The sequence below is a fragment of the Metallosphaera javensis (ex Sakai et al. 2022) genome (assembly GCA_021654415.1).
GTDB lineage: Archaea > Thermoproteota > Thermoprotei_A > Sulfolobales > Sulfolobaceae > Metallosphaera > Metallosphaera javensis.
In genome coordinates this window covers 1,598,906-1,614,118 of record AP024487.1, presented here as the reverse complement: position 1 = coordinate 1,614,118, position 15,213 = coordinate 1,598,906, and the positions used below count along the sequence as shown (strand labels likewise).

At 48.3% G+C, this 15,213-nt stretch carries 12 protein-coding genes and 1 CRISPR repeat array (1 of these 13 running past the window's edge); of the genes, 4 read left to right on the top strand and 8 right to left on the bottom strand.

The window, feature by feature from the left end; all coding sequences use genetic code 11:
• A CRISPR array of direct repeats spans positions 1-5,438; the repeat unit is 30 nt; unit sequence GTTTGTAGAGATCCTTTGAGGGTTTGAAAC; it reaches 1,136 nt to the left of the window's first position.
• 597 nt (positions 5,439-6,035) lie between these two features.
• A complete protein-coding gene (locus QVC96_RS09290) occupies positions 6,036-6,308 on the bottom strand; it encodes a hypothetical protein (protein ID WP_287689033.1) in 273 nt (90 codons plus the stop codon).
• A gap of 9 nt (positions 6,309-6,317) precedes the next feature.
• On the opposite strand from QVC96_RS09290, the gene QVC96_RS09285 reads away from it, so the two are divergent.
• Positions 6,318-6,455, top strand: a complete 138-nt coding sequence (locus QVC96_RS09285; protein WP_287689032.1) for a hypothetical protein — start codon at positions 6,318-6,320, stop codon at positions 6,453-6,455.
• 501 nt (positions 6,456-6,956) lie between these two features.
• Here QVC96_RS09285 and QVC96_RS09280 read toward each other — a convergent pair.
• The gene (locus QVC96_RS09280; RefSeq protein WP_287689031.1) at positions 6,957-7,406 is read right to left on the bottom strand and encodes a tetratricopeptide repeat protein; all 450 of its coding nucleotides are present in this window, start codon (positions 7,404-7,406) and stop codon (positions 6,957-6,959) included.
• Positions 7,407-7,743: 337 nt separating this feature from the next.
• Here QVC96_RS09280 and QVC96_RS09275 point away from each other — a divergent pair, with 337 nt between their 5' ends.
• Both QVC96_RS09275 and QVC96_RS09270 read left to right on the top strand, forming a co-directional pair.
• On the top strand, positions 7,744-8,967 hold the full coding sequence (locus tag QVC96_RS09275; protein ID WP_287689030.1) for a YeeE/YedE thiosulfate transporter family protein: 1,224 nt from the start codon (positions 7,744-7,746) through the stop codon (positions 8,965-8,967).
• Positions 8,964-9,233: a hypothetical protein gene (locus QVC96_RS09270; protein ID WP_287689029.1), complete on the top strand. Its 270-nt coding sequence runs from the start codon at positions 8,964-8,966 to the stop codon at positions 9,231-9,233. The genes QVC96_RS09275 and QVC96_RS09270 overlap by 4 nt, the downstream gene beginning before the upstream one ends.
• Before the next feature lie 829 nt (positions 9,234-10,062).
• Here QVC96_RS09270 and QVC96_RS09265 read toward each other — a convergent pair.
• Positions 10,063-10,224 carry a hypothetical protein gene (locus QVC96_RS09265; protein WP_287689028.1) on the bottom strand — a complete coding sequence of 54 codons (162 nt, stop codon included), beginning with the start codon at positions 10,222-10,224 and terminating at the stop codon, positions 10,063-10,065.
• A gap of 84 nt (positions 10,225-10,308) precedes the next feature.
• On the opposite strand from QVC96_RS09265, the gene QVC96_RS09260 reads away from it, so the two are divergent.
• Entirely contained in the window at positions 10,309-11,817 is a 1,509-nt protein-coding gene (locus tag QVC96_RS09260) for an ankyrin repeat domain-containing protein (protein ID WP_287689027.1), read from the top strand.
• A 348-nt stretch (positions 11,818-12,165) separates the two neighbouring features.
• On the opposite strand, the gene QVC96_RS09255 is transcribed toward QVC96_RS09260, so the two are convergent.
• The 5 genes from QVC96_RS09255 to QVC96_RS09235 form a co-directional block, all read right to left on the bottom strand.
• Positions 12,166-12,291 (bottom strand): hypothetical protein, encoded by a 126-nt coding sequence (locus tag QVC96_RS09255; protein WP_287689026.1) that lies wholly within the window; start codon positions 12,289-12,291, stop codon positions 12,166-12,168.
• A 1,352-nt stretch (positions 12,292-13,643) separates the two neighbouring features.
• On the bottom strand, positions 13,644-14,033 hold the full coding sequence (locus QVC96_RS09250) for a type II toxin-antitoxin system VapC family toxin (protein ID WP_287689025.1): 390 nt from the start codon (positions 14,031-14,033) through the stop codon (positions 13,644-13,646).
• Positions 14,011-14,256, bottom strand: a complete 246-nt coding sequence (locus QVC96_RS09245) for an AbrB/MazE/SpoVT family DNA-binding domain-containing protein (RefSeq protein ID WP_287689024.1) — start codon at positions 14,254-14,256, stop codon at positions 14,011-14,013. The genes QVC96_RS09250 and QVC96_RS09245 overlap by 23 nt, the downstream gene beginning before the upstream one ends.
• A 177-nt stretch (positions 14,257-14,433) precedes the next feature.
• The gene (locus QVC96_RS09240) at positions 14,434-14,700 is read right to left on the bottom strand and encodes a hypothetical protein (RefSeq protein WP_287689023.1); all 267 of its coding nucleotides are present in this window, start codon (positions 14,698-14,700) and stop codon (positions 14,434-14,436) included.
• Positions 14,701-14,808: 108 nt separating this feature from the next.
• Positions 14,809-14,967, bottom strand: coding sequence for an AbrB/MazE/SpoVT family DNA-binding domain-containing protein (locus QVC96_RS09235; RefSeq protein ID WP_425597993.1), 159 nt, complete (start codon positions 14,965-14,967; stop codon positions 14,809-14,811).
• Positions 14,968-15,213: the final 246 nt, after the last annotated feature.

Below are 15,213 nucleotides of genomic sequence, written 5' to 3'. Positions count from 1 at the left end.
ATATCTCTTTTGTCGTTTGTAGAGATCCTTTGAGGGTTTGAAACATCCCAGTTCTGAAACTTTCCTGGGTGGCAGATATAGTGTTTGTAGAGATCCTTTGAGGGTTTGAAACCTTAGTTGGACCTCTAGGTCCAGTAGTCATCAAACCAGTTTGTAGAGATCCTTTGAGGGTTTGAAACCAATCGGGGCGTGGGGCGAAGGGGGTGTGGGGGCGTAGGTTTGTAGAGATCCTTTGAGGGTTTGAAACTGCGAATTCGTCCTTCATGATAGTTTTTTCCAGAATTGTTTGTAGAGATCCTTTGAGGGTTTGAAACACCAGAATTTCTCGATTATCTTCATCCTGATATGTTCGAGTTTGTAGAGATCCTTTGAGGGTTTGAAACTTACCGATTCCCGCAATTTTTCGTATTCCTTGAGCGGTTTGTAGAGATCCTTTGAGGGTTTGAAACCATACAAACACCCAACCTCACGCTGAACTCCTCAAATGGATGTTTGTAGAGATCCTTTGAGGGTTTGAAACTGGGTTTAAAGGAATATGTAAATGCTAGAGCATATGCCTTGTTTGTAGAGATCCTTTGAGGGTTTGAAACCCCCACAAGTGAAGAGAAAATGAATCACTACCTATAGTTTGTAGAGATCCTTTGAGGGTTTGAAACCAAATATCATAAGGACTATTATGGCTAGCAGAATCAGGTTTGTAGAGATCCTTTGAGGGTTTGAAACCCTAACACAACCAGATAGAAGGCAACTTCATCATTGGGAGTTTGTAGAGATCCTTTGAGGGTTTGAAACTGGCGTTCAGGCTAAGGTTAGGTGTTCTTACATAAAGGAGTTTGTAGAGATCCTTTGAGGGTTTGAAACTCTGGCCACCCCCCTGAAATTTGAGGAGTGGTACCTGGTTTGTAGAGATCCTTTGAGGGTTTGAAACCTCATCCCAGGTATATGGAGCTCGACTGTGCTCTCTGTGGTTTGTAGAGATCCTTTGAGGGTTTGAAACAATGACTGAGACTAGGAACTTCATCTTCGTTCTTTTGTCTCGTTTGTAGAGATCCTTTGAGGGTTTGAAACTCATATTCGCAAAGAAGTGAAGTGCCCTTTTTGCCATAGTTTGTAGAGATCCTTTGAGGGTTTGAAACCATTCAGAAATTCGCCCTACAGCCGGGACAGGTTTTAGTTTGTAGAGATCCTTTGAGGGTTTGAAACCTGATTGTCTTGGGAAGGATTTGTTTCAGGATTTGAGGAGTTTGTAGAGATCCTTTGAGGGTTTGAAACTGATAGTCCCCCCACACATATTATCACAATTCATAATCGTTTGTAGAGATCCTTTGAGGGTTTGAAACCCGGACGTGGCGTGTTAGTAAGAAAGACTTAAATAGGAGTTTGTAGAGATCCTTTGAGGGTTTGAAACGAATTTTCTTCGTAGAGGGTGAATAAAAATGGTTGTGTTTGTAGAGATCCTTTGAGGGTTTGAAACAACAAGACGAGTATCGCGAATATCAGCAAGGTTGTGGGTTTGTAGAGATCCTTTGAGGGTTTGAAACGCGTTACTGAGAACGATCTTCACGTTCCAGAGTGTCAGGGGCGTTTGTAGAGATCCTTTGAGGGTTTGAAACATTTTACAACCGTATATAAACAATGTCTCTTCCCGTTTGTAGAGATCCTTTGAGGGTTTGAAACCGTTCCCTTCCGTGTATTCCACAACTTCTTGGATTCGGTTTGTAGAGATCCTTTGAGGGTTTGAAACTCCAATTTCAACAAATCCACCCGATATTTCAATTATTGTTTGTAGAGATCCTTTGAGGGTTTGAAACTATTCACTTTCATTCAGTTCTTTTTCTTCGCTGATACCGTTTGTAGAGATCCTTTGAGGGTTTGAAACCCTAAAGACGCGATAATCAGCCAGATCTCTGTGAACGGTTTGTAGAGATCCTTTGAGGGTTTGAAACATCTCCTTAAGTATTCATTTATTGTTCTCCTAAGCTCTTGTTTGTAGAGATCCTTTGAGGGTTTGAAACTTGCGTCCTCTATCTCTTCTTTTTCATGCGTGGTCCGATAACAACTGACCATATTATTCGCCCTCCAAAGTTTGTAGAGATCCTTTGAGGGTTTGAAACAATATAATGTATCTTTCACTTTGTCCCTGATTTGATTTGGTTTGTAGAGATCCTTTGAGGGTTTGAAACATGTCACAGACGTGTGACAGCGGATCCGGGGTATCGGTTTGTAGAGATCCTTTGAGGGTTTGAAACGAAAAACCTAAGATTCCCTCAAATATTGGAAGATATGGTTTGTAGAGATCCTTTGAGGGTTTGAAACTAGTTTAATTCACATAATTGTGGGTTATTACGGCAAGTTTGTAGAGATCCTTTGAGGGTTTGAAACAAAAGGAAAATCTAGGGGGTGTGGGGGTTTCCCCCACAGGTGTTTGTAGAGATCCTTTGAGGGTTTGAAACTCTTGACCACGACAGGGTTGTGTTGGAAAGACTTGATGTTTGTAGAGATCCTTTGAGGGTTTGAAACGACGCTATCTTCTTCGCGATTTTGAATATCTGGAAGAGTGGTTTGTAGAGATCCTTTGAGGGTTTGAAACACCGTTTCCCAAAACATATCAGGATCCGCGAAAAAGGGTTTGTAGAGATCCTTTGAGGGTTTGAAACACGTGGAAAGTGAACGGGCGATACAGTGCTATTCTCTTCAGTTTGTAGAGATCCTTTGAGGGTTTGAAACTACTAAAGACCGCGGACATTACAAAATTTATACGCCTCGTGTTTGTAGAGATCCTTTGAGGGTTTGAAACGTATCGGCATTCTGTCGCTAGTCTTTAGTGATCTCTGGTTTGTAGAGATCCTTTGAGGGTTTGAAACATTTCCTAAATAAATATCGGCCGAGTTGTTTGGGTCTGGTTTGTAGAGATCCTTTGAGGGTTTGAAACTCAACAACGCGAAGTTAATTGAATTTGCAAGATCGAGTTTGTAGAGATCCTTTGAGGGTTTGAAACCGTGTTTTCGTGCCATTTTTAAGTATTTCACTTTTAGTGTTTGTAGAGATCCTTTGAGGGTTTGAAACAATAATTTCAAATTGTTACACCGACCACGTTCCACTCAGTTTGTAGAGATCCTTTGAGGGTTTGAAACGCCATAGCAAAGAAAGACTTCGACCTGGAACAGAAGTTTGTAGAGATCCTTTGAGGGTTTGAAACAAAAAGAGAGAGAATGAGTGAGGAGAGAGAGGAAAAGTTTGTAGAGATCCTTTGAGGGTTTGAAACTACCACGATATTGACAGTAATGACATCAATACATATCGTTTGTAGAGATCCTTTGAGGGTTTGAAACATGAAAGTAGCATTAAGAAATTCTTAATCCTGTAGGGGGTTTGTAGAGATCCTTTGAGGGTTTGAAACCATATCTCTTTCTGGCAGGAGCCCTAGTTGGGTTCCCAGTTTGTAGAGATCCTTTGAGGGTTTGAAACCATAACGTCCGCATCTATCTGGTGAACTCTACGGTCAAGTTTGTAGAGATCCTTTGAGGGTTTGAAACTTAGTTTCCCTTCTGTGTTTCAGAAAGTCAGAGATCAGTTTGTAGAGATCCTTTGAGGGTTTGAAACTAGTTCTCGTGGTCCCATCCTTCTTCTTGATGATCCAGGTTTGTAGAGATCCTTTGAGGGTTTGAAACGGAAGTCTAGGACAGGGAATACAGAATGCACTAGGGAACGGTTTGTAGAGATCCTTTGAGGGTTTGAAACCAGGCACTGGTGGTAGAGTTCTAAATGGTGCTGTTACAGTTTGTAGAGATCCTTTGAGGGTTTGAAACTATTGCACTGTACTTTTGCCCTGTTCTGGTTAACTCGTTTGTAGAGATCCTTTGAGGGTTTGAAACCTGGATGTCGTTGAATACGCTGGAGAACGTGGCTTCTAGTTTGTAGAGATCCTTTGAGGGTTTGAAACAGCTATCTGTTGCGGTGTCAGATTGGTCTCCGGTACTGTGTTTGTAGAGATCCTTTGAGGGTTTGAAACTAGCGTGGTGATACCATGTTCAGACATCTACATCTGGGGTTTGTAGAGATCCTTTGAGGGTTTGAAACAGGGAAAAATGTTCGTGGATAGTGGGATGTACAGGTGAGTTTGTAGAGATCCTTTGAGGGTTTGAAACCTATAACTCTAAATTGTAAAGGTTCAGCGTTGAAATTGTTTGTAGAGATCCTTTGAGGGTTTGAAACGCCTCTCTGCGATTTCATATCCTTCTTCTGGGTCGTAGTTTGTAGAGATCCTTTGAGGGTTTGAAACTGCACGTGAACTTTTCCTGTATGGTATAGCCCATTTTCCGTTTGTAGAGATCCTTTGAGGGTTTGAAACGCTGAATCATGCGTTAAATTTACGTTGACTCTTTTCTCTGTTTGTAGAGATCCTTTGAGGGTTTGAAACCTCTTTCCACGACCTCTATTTCTTCTCCCCACAGTCTGGTTTGTAGAGATCCTTTGAGGGTTTGAAACATGTAGTTCTCTCTGTACTTCTTGCCAGCCTCTATCATGGTTTGTAGAGATCCTTTGAGGGTTTGAAACAAGTGACCGGACTTATTTGGCTTATGTTCTATTATTTCAGTTTGTAGAGATCCTTTGAGGGTTTGAAACTACCTCAAGTCGTTAGTTCCCTTGACTTCATCAATTGTTTGTAGAGATCCTTTGAGGGTTTGAAACTCGAGTTTCGCGAGCATATCCTTAGGCCCTCCCCTGAAAGTTTGTAGAGATCCTTTGAGGGTTTGAAACTCCTTCTCGACTCCCAGCCATGGGCTGGGAGTTGAGGTTTGTAGAGATCCTTTGAGGGTTTGAAACTGGGGGCTGTTCCACATATCTATATTTCCCATACGGGTATGTTTGTAGAGATCCTTTGAGGGTTTGAAACTCGTCACACCTGTTCAAGAAGAGGTAATACTCACCATGTTTGTAGAGATCCTTTGAGGGTTTGAAACGAGATACATAAAAAGGAGATAAGGGAAGTTTTACAGGTGTTTGTAGAGATCCTTTGAGGGTTTGAAACCTGTGCCGATCTACGCATACCTGTGAGCCAGGTAGAGTTTGTAGAGATCCTTTGAGGGTTTGAAACATATTTGAGGAGTTATCCGTGCTTATCAAGTCTATAGTGTTTGTAGAGATCCTTTGAGGATTTGAAACTATTAATGGCCGGAGGCGTGATAATGGTATACCTAGGTTTGTAGAGATCCTTTGAGGATTTGAAACGATAGGAAACTAGACAAAGACGAGGAGGAGCTCCTACGAGTTTGTAGAGATCCTTTGAGGATTTGAAACCAGCAGTACCTGTACGAGTACAGGGGAAGACACGTGAGTCTGTAGAGATCCTTTGAGGATTTGAAACAATTCCATAACCATATTACACCGCTTTCTTTCTCTCCCTTGTTTGTAGAGATCCTTTGAGGATTTGAAAGACTTTCAGTGAATAGACTATATTTCTAGAATCTTATATTAGAGATCCTTTGAGTGAAACTATGAGTGTGTCCACAGGCCATTATTAAGGTATAAACATTGTATAGGTAGCATTTCACTCATGGGTCTTCACAGGATTCGTGTCCTCCAGGACTGGAATGCACTTTATGTTCTCCATTACAGACAGGAGCCCATGCACTTGGGAAGGGGACCTGGGTCACGAACTACATCTCTACCTCCTCCGGAACGCAGTGTGGCGTCACCCATTAAACTCTCATGAGTCCTCTCACTCCTCAGGTACAGGCTCGTGAGGTTCAAGTGGGCAACCAAGGTGGACAGAAGCTTGGATATAATGAGGCACTCCGTAGTTCTAGTTCTCTGAGAGAGGGTTGCTCCCAGAATCTGTACCTTAGTAACGATACTGTGGGCAAACTCACTATGCGAGGAAAAACTTATTTAAAAGAGAAGAAATACGGTGATGTGGGGATGAAGGGGTCTGGGTCAGCTTCCAAGCCATCCGCATTCGTCAGTTGTCCAAGCCCTCACTATCCCCTTCATCCCTCGATTTCTATCCCTTAAGGGAGGGTTTGTAGATATCATTAGAAGGTTTGAAAACACGACTTGGGCATGTTAGAAGAGGAGATACACCGGGGACTGGGAAGTATGACGAGAGCCTCGTAACCAGTAGGAGATTCCTGTCCCTCCTTGAACAGTGGCACAAGCTTCTCCAGGAGGACAGCAGGAACGCTGGGACCGAGCACGGAGCTCCCCTGATGCTCAACTGGTTCCTCGCCTTCCTTCACGTGCAGGGGTATTGAGGGGATATGAAGGTCTCTTAACTTGAGAGAACCAGTGCTTCTTTGTCCATCCATGGGAGGGTATTGAGGGGATATGAAGGTCTCTTAACAGGATGGGAATTACCGGTTTGCTGGATCAGGACTATCCACGGGAAGATCAAGCTGAGAGGTAAGGCCGAGATCGAGCCAGTGAGCGACGGAACGGGGAAAGCGTGGGGTTAAGTGCAGAGGGTTAATCTCCCTAGAGTTGCGGTCCACCTTGGCGCAGAGTCCATGAGGAAAGTACAGTGGTGAAGCTCCGTGCTGAGGTTATCTCATATTATGTATTTGAGGGGCCTTTGACGCGAAATACACAGCAAACCGAGCTGAGCTCAAGCTCAACCCTGCGGTCAGGACCATCAGGGGAGAGGAAAATTCGGTTTCACAATGACAGCACCCGCGTCTCCTCCAGGATCCACTACCTCCGGGGCGGGGTCGTGATCCACGCCTTGAGATCCAAATTGATGGGGCCAACCCAGGAAGGATATACCTGGGTACAGGGAATCCCGCGACTGGAGTGGGAAGGGTGGGATGGTGGAGGGTCAACATCCTGAGAAGGGGATGTTCCGTCAAGAGAAAATGATGGACATCCTTTGATTTTTTCTCTGGCACAGGCACCTTTCAGGGAGTTGGGAAAACTCGCATAAAGCCATTGGCTCACCAAGAAAAAACCTGACCGTCCACCTACCAGTAGCTCCTATCAAAGGACATGACCACGGTGTACTCCTCGGCAGCCTCCTCATACCTTCCAAGGTAATAGAGGCAGTCAGCCTTCCTCCTGTGCGCATCCACGTCATTCTGGTCAAGGCTGATGACCTTGTCAAACTCCTCCAAAGCGTACTCATACCACTTGAACTCCTCCATGAGGATCACCCCCTTGTTGTAGTGGGCGTTAATGTAACCGGGATTTATGCTGATCGCCACGTCGAACTCTTCAATGGCCTCAAGGTACTTTCCGGTGTAGAAGAGGGCATTTCCCAGTTTGTAGTGAAAGAGGTGGTTGTCGCGGTACAGGCTTATGGCCTTCCTCAATTTCCTGACAGCATCGGCGTAACGCTTCTTCTCCATGAGCTTAAGGGCCAGGGAGTAGTACTCTTCAGCCAGCTGGATGGCCGAATAAGAAGTTCTGGCCACACAGGGGATTGGGAGTTCGCCTATTTAAACTTCTGGAGACCGTTCCGCTATCCTGGTGGTTCTCCCTTAACTATTTCTCAGTTTCATCCCCTCTCTATTAAATAGTGTTCAGTGGTCACCGCCCCCAGCCATTCTCCCTCCTCCCCCCGTTATCCTTAACACAGCTTCTCCTCACCCTGTTCCCCACACAAGCTTTTCACTTATTAAATGGTGTCTCCCCTCATCTTTTTGCCATTATTTCTTAGAACTCTAATAAACCTGGTTAATGACTTTATTGCATAAAAACTATATCAAGATACTTTACCTTCAAATGCGGAAATAGATTTTGGTGCTCGAGATGATAACCTTTACAGCACCCATGTGGGTTGGAATTCTCATAGGGTTCGTGATAGGAGCAGCTGCCGAGGCCTGGGGCATAGCCAATCCTGAGACGTTAATAAGGCTAGCAAAGTGGGAGGACAGGCTCTTCGTGATCTGCATAGCCCTGGGTCTTGCCATCTCCACTCCCGTGCTCTTCGGGCTATACGCCCTCGGTATCGGTTTTCACTTCAGTCCCAAGCCCCTTTATCTGGTGGGCGTGGGTCTGGGCGGTGTGCTCTTCGGAGCGGGGCTGGCAATAGCCGGTTACTTCCCTGGCTCAATCTGGATGGCCCTCGGTGAGGGCAGGAGGGACGCAATCTACGCCCTGCTGGGAGCCCTCCTTGGAGCTGCTTCGTGGACTGCCCTGTTTCAGACCAGCGCAGGTCAGTGGCTGGTGAAGACGCTGAACTTCGGAAGCCTGGTGATAGGAGGGAAACATGTATCCGCGTTCGTGATTCAGCCCTTCTCCGGACTTACCCCCGTGGACCTCTTCGGCATATCCCTTGTTTACGCCATTGGGCTCTTCCTGGTGGCATATTACCTTCCCAGGTATAAGGGAGGAACAAGGAGTTGCATAAGGGAGAACATTGAGAGGAGAAACACTCCCTTGGAGATACAGAAGCACCTGGACACTGCAATCTACCTGACGGACGGAGCTCTTCCCTACTCCCAGACATCCCTGGCGAAGAAGGTGAACGAGTACTACGCAACGGAGAGCAACGTGACCAGGTGGTTCATGGTGTCTGTGGCGGGCATAGTTGGGCTCACCGTGGTCCTGGAGATGTTCCTACACCAGATCTTCGGCGAGTCCACAACGTACTCCTGGATAGTGGGCCAGCTCTTCATGCCCTCCTTCACCTACAGCCAGATAGTGTTCAAGGGAATAGGATGGGAGCCCTTCAGCGACATTGGAACCCTGATGGGAGCGTTCTTCAGCGCCGTGTTCATCACCAGGAGGTTCACCTCCTTCAGGAACATAATACCTCCCAGCTGGGCCAGCAGGTTCGGGAGTAACCAGGCACTGCGTTTCGTGGGATCCTTCGTGGGTGGTTACCTGATGCTGTTCGGTGCAAGGATGGCAGGGGGATGCGCAAGTGGACACATACTGAGCGGTGACATGCAGATGGCCCTGAGCGGTCTTGAGTTCACGGCCGCGGTGTTCGCTGCAATGATCATAACTGCGAAGGTGATGTACAAATGACCGAGCAGAGGGAAAGGAACCTGGAGAGGATGGACAGGGCGTTCAAGGTCCTGTTCATCGTGGGGTTCATACTGGAGCTGGTGGTCGCGGCCCTGGTGACGGGAAACACGGCAACGAAGCCCCTGACAGCTCAGCAGGTAGCGGCTGTGGGAATAATACCGGTGATCCTGCTGGTGAGCGCCACCGTGGTCTACGAGCAGTTCCCCTACTCCGTGCTGGGTAAGCCCAAGGAGGAGAAACAGAAAGAAGTGAAGGCAAGGTCCTGATTGAGGACAGCGTGATGAAGACAACGATTTTTTCCTTGATCTAGTTCTTGAGAACCTGGGAAGATTGGACCTTCATATTTTCCCGTGATGTGGACATCACTGGGAAGAATTGCGAAAAGCCTAGATCAACGTGCAGGCATGGGCACCAGGAGAGCGGATGAAAACTTGCACCGGAAGAGGGTGAGGTACTCCCTCAGGCGCATCTTGAGGTTCCTCATCGCGACAAGAGGACTGGTTTGTCGTGTATTCCACGTTAAATTATCCTTGATACCTCCCACTGGTGCCTTGATGCACAGCTCTCACTGGTGCAGAGATAGCCTGGTCTGGTAATTCCTGTAACTTCCTATCCTTCAGTAACAAAAGTGACGAGTTCAATGAAGGCTAGATATCACTCACCACCCACTGGCGCTGGGATCTTGTGCGATGGACATCCCCGGTGACATCACCGTGATAGCGCAGGTTTTGGTCAGCGGGGTTCCAGTTCTACTCAAACCCATGTCGCGGGTAGCTGGTGCAGACAGGTCCTTCACCTAATCGCGTACTCGGGATGGGATAAGGCCTTGGGGTGTGGTTGGGGCCATGGAAGGCAGTTGATCAGATTTCTCATGGCTATTTCTACCATTTCACGCCGAGGTTGAGGTCATGGAGCCGGAATTCCCAGGGGGGTCTCAACCGGAGGGTCCATGCGTCCAGACCATCCAGGATGGATATAGGGGGCATTTCTCGTAGAGATGACCAGCCTGGATGGATGATCTTTGACCTCCTGCCACACCGGTGCCTGGTATGTTCTCACACGAGCCGTGGGGTCCAGGTGACGAGGTTAATCCCGCTAATTGAATGCGTGCAGTTCTCCTCCCTGTAATCTCCCTGGAGGTCCATGTCCTTGCTCCCATCCCTGTCCTGCATATCCAGGCGAGGCCCCACCATACGCCGGAATCCCATGATGTATTTTCAACGAACTGGTCACTCCCTCCACGGCTACCCCCTTCACCCTCCTCACGCACCCCCTGGGAGGCGAACTCGCATCCAAAATTCCAGATATCTTTTTCCACTATTACTTCGAAACAATCAAGGGATGGTAACAAATCCTCTCCTTGAACCGATTTACGCGTGCAATCTCCTGGAGTTCATGGAGATTGCACCATTTCAGCCCAGGGAGAGACTGGACGAGGCCATGAGGTACATAGTTCACGTTCACGATCACGTCCCCGCGGGAATTTCTGGGCTTGTGAAGGACAGGGAAATGCAGAGGAAACTGGTCATGGAGATAAGGGCCAGGATGATGAGGGTCCTCATAACCCTTGGGGCTGATCCCAACGTTCTTGACATGGGGCTATCTCCCCTCAACTTCGCAGTCTCTGCCTGCGACCGATCCCTCCTCCTTCTCCTCCTGATCAGGGGTGCCATTCCGGTGAGGGGAGAGAACCCGGTGGTCACGGCGATCTGCGATTGTCCCTCCCTCCTTGACCTGATCCTGGACTGGGGAGGGAACCTGAACATGTCCGAGCCTGGCCCCCTGCAGGTGGCCGTCTCCATGTGCAACCTTGATCTCGTGAGAAAGTTGCTGGAGAGGGGTGCCAACCCCAACGCCGGGAAGGAGAAACCCCTTCACGTGGCGGTCAGGGAATGCCCCAGGGCTATCCCTATCCTCCTCAAGTGGGGAGCGGATCCCAGGATAAGGGACCCGAGCGGGCTTGCGCCAATTCACGCAATGGTGAAAAGGTGCATTCCCCTCTCCCAATCCCAGGACCTGAGCCAGTTCGGGGCAAGGGATCCCCGTGAGGAGATGTGCAGGGAGGTGATAGGGAGGCTATGGTGGACCGTGAACGAGAGGGACGGGAAAGGGAGAACTCCCCTCCACATGGCCGTGGATGAGGGAGACGAGGAAATGATCAGGTATCTGCTGAGGCTTGGGGCTGATCCCAATGCCCGGGACGACCAGGGACTCACACCCCTTCACCTGGCAGTGCAGTGCCGTGTGAAGTCCAACGACGGGTCGTGGAAGGACCAGATCCTGGACAGCTTCACCCCCAAGGTCCTGACTGGTTTTACCTGGTTTTTGAGAAGGTGGGGCCTATCTGCGTTACCTGAGCTTAGGGACCACGGGAAGGATCCCGACAGTGAGGGAATGCCGTCACCCCCACGCATCTGCCCTGATGATCTGATCAGGATCGTTTCCCTCCTGCTGGACCACGGAACGGATCCCAACGTGGGGGACTCTCAGGGGAGGACTCCACTGCACTACGCCCTCAGGTTATGCAGGGATATGCCGGAGATTGCCCAGCTCATCATCTCGGGTGGAGCGGATGTCAGGGCTAAGGACAGGGATGGAGTCTCGCCCCTTCACGTGGCCTCAGGGGAGGGATGCCTCAACCTGGTGGAGGAGCTCGTGAGGAGAGGGGCTGACGTGAACGGGTTGGAGGCCAACGGAAGGACTCCCCTGTTCTGGGCCGTTGAGAAGTGCCGTGAGGATGTGGCGAGGTACCTCATTGGGGCGGGGGCCGACCTTGAGTGGAGGGACGCCATGGGAATGGATGTGAGGGAGGTGGCCGTTGTGTCAAACTGCGAGAAGATCGTGATCTAGATTATGCCTGGACTGTTTGGAGACTGGTGGTACTGGTTAATGAACAGCGTCAGGGTGATATTTATCTAGCACACCATGTTTTGACCTGAGCATGTGTTGGGAGATAGAGCCTAGCTAGGTTTGTTGTGTATTTCAGGTTAAAGGCCCCTCAAATATACAACAATGTGGGGTAGTCCCGGGAGATCAGTCACCCTTCAAGTTCGAGAGAGATTGCGAAGGCCCGGGAGCGTGGAAGTGAACCGGTCCCCCATCTCCATGGAGATACCTTCAAATGGCGAAATACTGGATGTCTACATGAAGAGACCGAAATATCACTGAGCCTTTACCATGATGCACTGGTAACATGAGTTATCTATCCCTGGACCATACGTATTGGCGCTGAATACCACGGTCCGCCTTGATGGGTAGTGCCAGGAAGCAGGCATTTCGGTACCTGAGGTGATCCCTGTAAACTGGTAGGAATATTACGACCATAATCTGACCTAGATGAGGCGGGTCAAAGATGTTTCCCATTACCACCTTGATTGTTCTCTAAGGCTTTCTCGTGATCGGGGGCCTAAACCCTCAAAGGTTCTCAAAAACTTTTTGGAAATTGAAAAGGGGATAGGGTATGACCGCCCGGCAAGGCACTCACCATGACTAGGTGGGGTCAGATCGGTCCCCTATGCCCCTATTATGTCCTATTCGATTTAATTTAGCTTTTGGTGACTATTTCGAACCTTCAATGGTTTGTGTTGGGGGTATTTTGTAAAAGTCTGTTTATTTTTCTATTAAAAAAATCGGCGGCGAAAGGGATAAGAGAAATATATAGATGATGAACGTATCTTTCTAGGGGAAATTGGCTTTATAGTGACAGGGGAGGAGGAGTGAAATTACAGGGATAAGCGGGAGGTCTTATAGAGAGAAGAGATATAGATAACACAGTTTGTAGATATCCTTTGAGGGTTTGAAAACAAGAAAAACTTGAGGAAAAAGCTTTATAGGGATGAGGATAACGAAACCTCAGGGGATGAGGGATCTCCGTCAGAGTGTCAGCCGTTCATCATGATCGGGCGCGTGGGGTTCACCTTCCCTCATCCCCTTCTCCCTATAAATAACTAGTTTGTGGAGATTCTTAGAGATCTAGACGGTCCCCTTTACTCTCTCCAGAATATGGTAAGTACGTTTCTTAGATCTTTACGGAGAGAGCACTGATCTCCACGGGAGGTTATGATAAACCCGGCGGAGTATCCGTCACCGCCTTAAACGGGTTAAAGTCAGAGGGAACCCATTGAAATAGTGTTTCACTGATTTTAACGCGGTAAGATACTCTTCTAGGAAGTTTATGTTGAAATAAAAATCGTTCACAGACGAGCAATGCCATAGACCTTAAAATGAAAATATAATTGTGAGACTATTGGGACTGAATTGAAAGAGTTTTAGATAAAATGGGCTTGAAGGGATTTTCAAGAAAGTACTACATGAGATCTCGAGAGCCAAACTTGTTATCAGAGAAAACACCAGTACCTTGTGCGTGGAGTATCCGTTAAGTGACGTCCTCGGTTCTCTTTCAATTTGACATCTCGCAGAAACCTGGAGGTCTTTAATTAAGGTAACTCCGCACACCGCTACCTTGTATAAACTTTACATGGTGCTCCTCAAACGACGCCCATCCAAGAAAATCAGAACCGATTACGCATTACCTTCAAGGCCACCCGTGAACGCTCCATAATGTCCCGTCACACCCATGGCCCAGGGTGAAGATAACGCTGACCCATAACCTGAGAGGACCTGAGTTCCGGCAACCCCAGTCGCCTTTAACGGGATAAGCCGATCAGAGTTGTCGCTCAGTACTCTATCTTGATCACCCTCCCGTAAACGTCTCTTATCCCGGAGTCGGTCGTCAATACTGTGCCTTTCACCTTCATGGCAGTTGCCACAAGGAAACAATCCGCGAGCGATAATCTCTCTCCATGGCTGGCCTTCAACACTCCCGCCGTCTCCGTTATCCAGCTGTCGGGTGATATCACCTCAAGGGGGCTGTTCCTTAAGGACCTGTACCTGGCCAAAGCTACGTCCTTCCCAAACCTCCTGGCGTAATGGAAGATGAACCCGGCGGGTGTCAGCTCGCTGGTGACTAGCCTCACCCTGTTCCCCACCATGTCCTCAAAACACCTCTTCACGAGGCCCGGAAACAAGGAAACGACTCCGGCATCAATCACGTAACTCTCTTTCAATCTCCCTTCTCCTCTCCTCCTCCATCCCCCTCACGACCTCCAGCGCCCCTTCGCCGTCCATCCCGAAGAGGTCCAGGAGGGACCTCGGGGCAATCATCTCAGCCCTGTTACCCTCCACCCTGAGCTCCAGGATGGAACCCTCCCTTATCCCCAGGGCCTTCATCACCTCTGACGGGAGGACCACTACCCCTTTCCCGTGTACCTTGAGCATGAAAATTTTCATGATGAAGAATGGTGTTTCACGATCAAAAGCTTATCCTGCCCCTGTGCAGTCACCCGAACCCTGAATGCGATCAATACTGGAACGAGGTTAAACGCGGTACTCCCAGCTCTTTGGATCTGTTCAGGCCTGAGGTTATCCTCGCGGGTTCAACTCGGTCTCCGGCCCATCCCCGGGGAGTCAGAGAGTTTTCACGTTGTACTTTCTGGCCAGTTTCATCAAATTCCTGTCAAAGCTGACCAGTGGCAGTTCATTGATAATGGAATGGGACAGAATGATCACGTCATTGTAGTGGGATAGGGATAGCTTCTCCGACGAGATGATCTCCAGTCCCTTCCTCAACACCCTGGAGTTGTCCTCCGAGAGCTCCGCTTTCTCGTGATTCAGGTAGGAGATCACGTCACCTATCCTGCTGTCCAGCCCATTCCTCCTGAAAAACCAGACCATCTCATGCCACAAGAGGAGGGATAACCCATCTCTCAAGCTGATCCAGAATTCTCTCTCTCCTTATGGAACTCCGAGTCCTCAACGTAATCGAAAATGAGTACGTTGGTGTCAACCACTGCCCTCATTCATTCCCTCCTCTATATCCCTCTCTACCTCATCCACGGTGAGCTTCCTGTTCAGTTTTATCCTGGGCCTCCTGCTCCTGGCCTTCCTTATTACGATCTCGTCGTTGTTGAGGGTGATCTCCACGATGTCGCCCTCCCTTATGTCCAGTTTCTCCCTTATGGATGCAGGAATGGTAACCTAGTAATTCCTTGTTACCTTGACCCTTTCCATGAGTTACTGGGCGAATAACTGGAATAAAAACACTTCTAGTATGGAACGTCCAGGAGAACAGTTTCAGCGGGAAAGATGCCGTTACGTGAGTCTGCGCCCGGGCTTCACGTGCCACAGCGTTAGTACCCTGTGTAATTTTTTACCCAATGCTCTTTGAACGGAGTCCGTGCCAGAGGA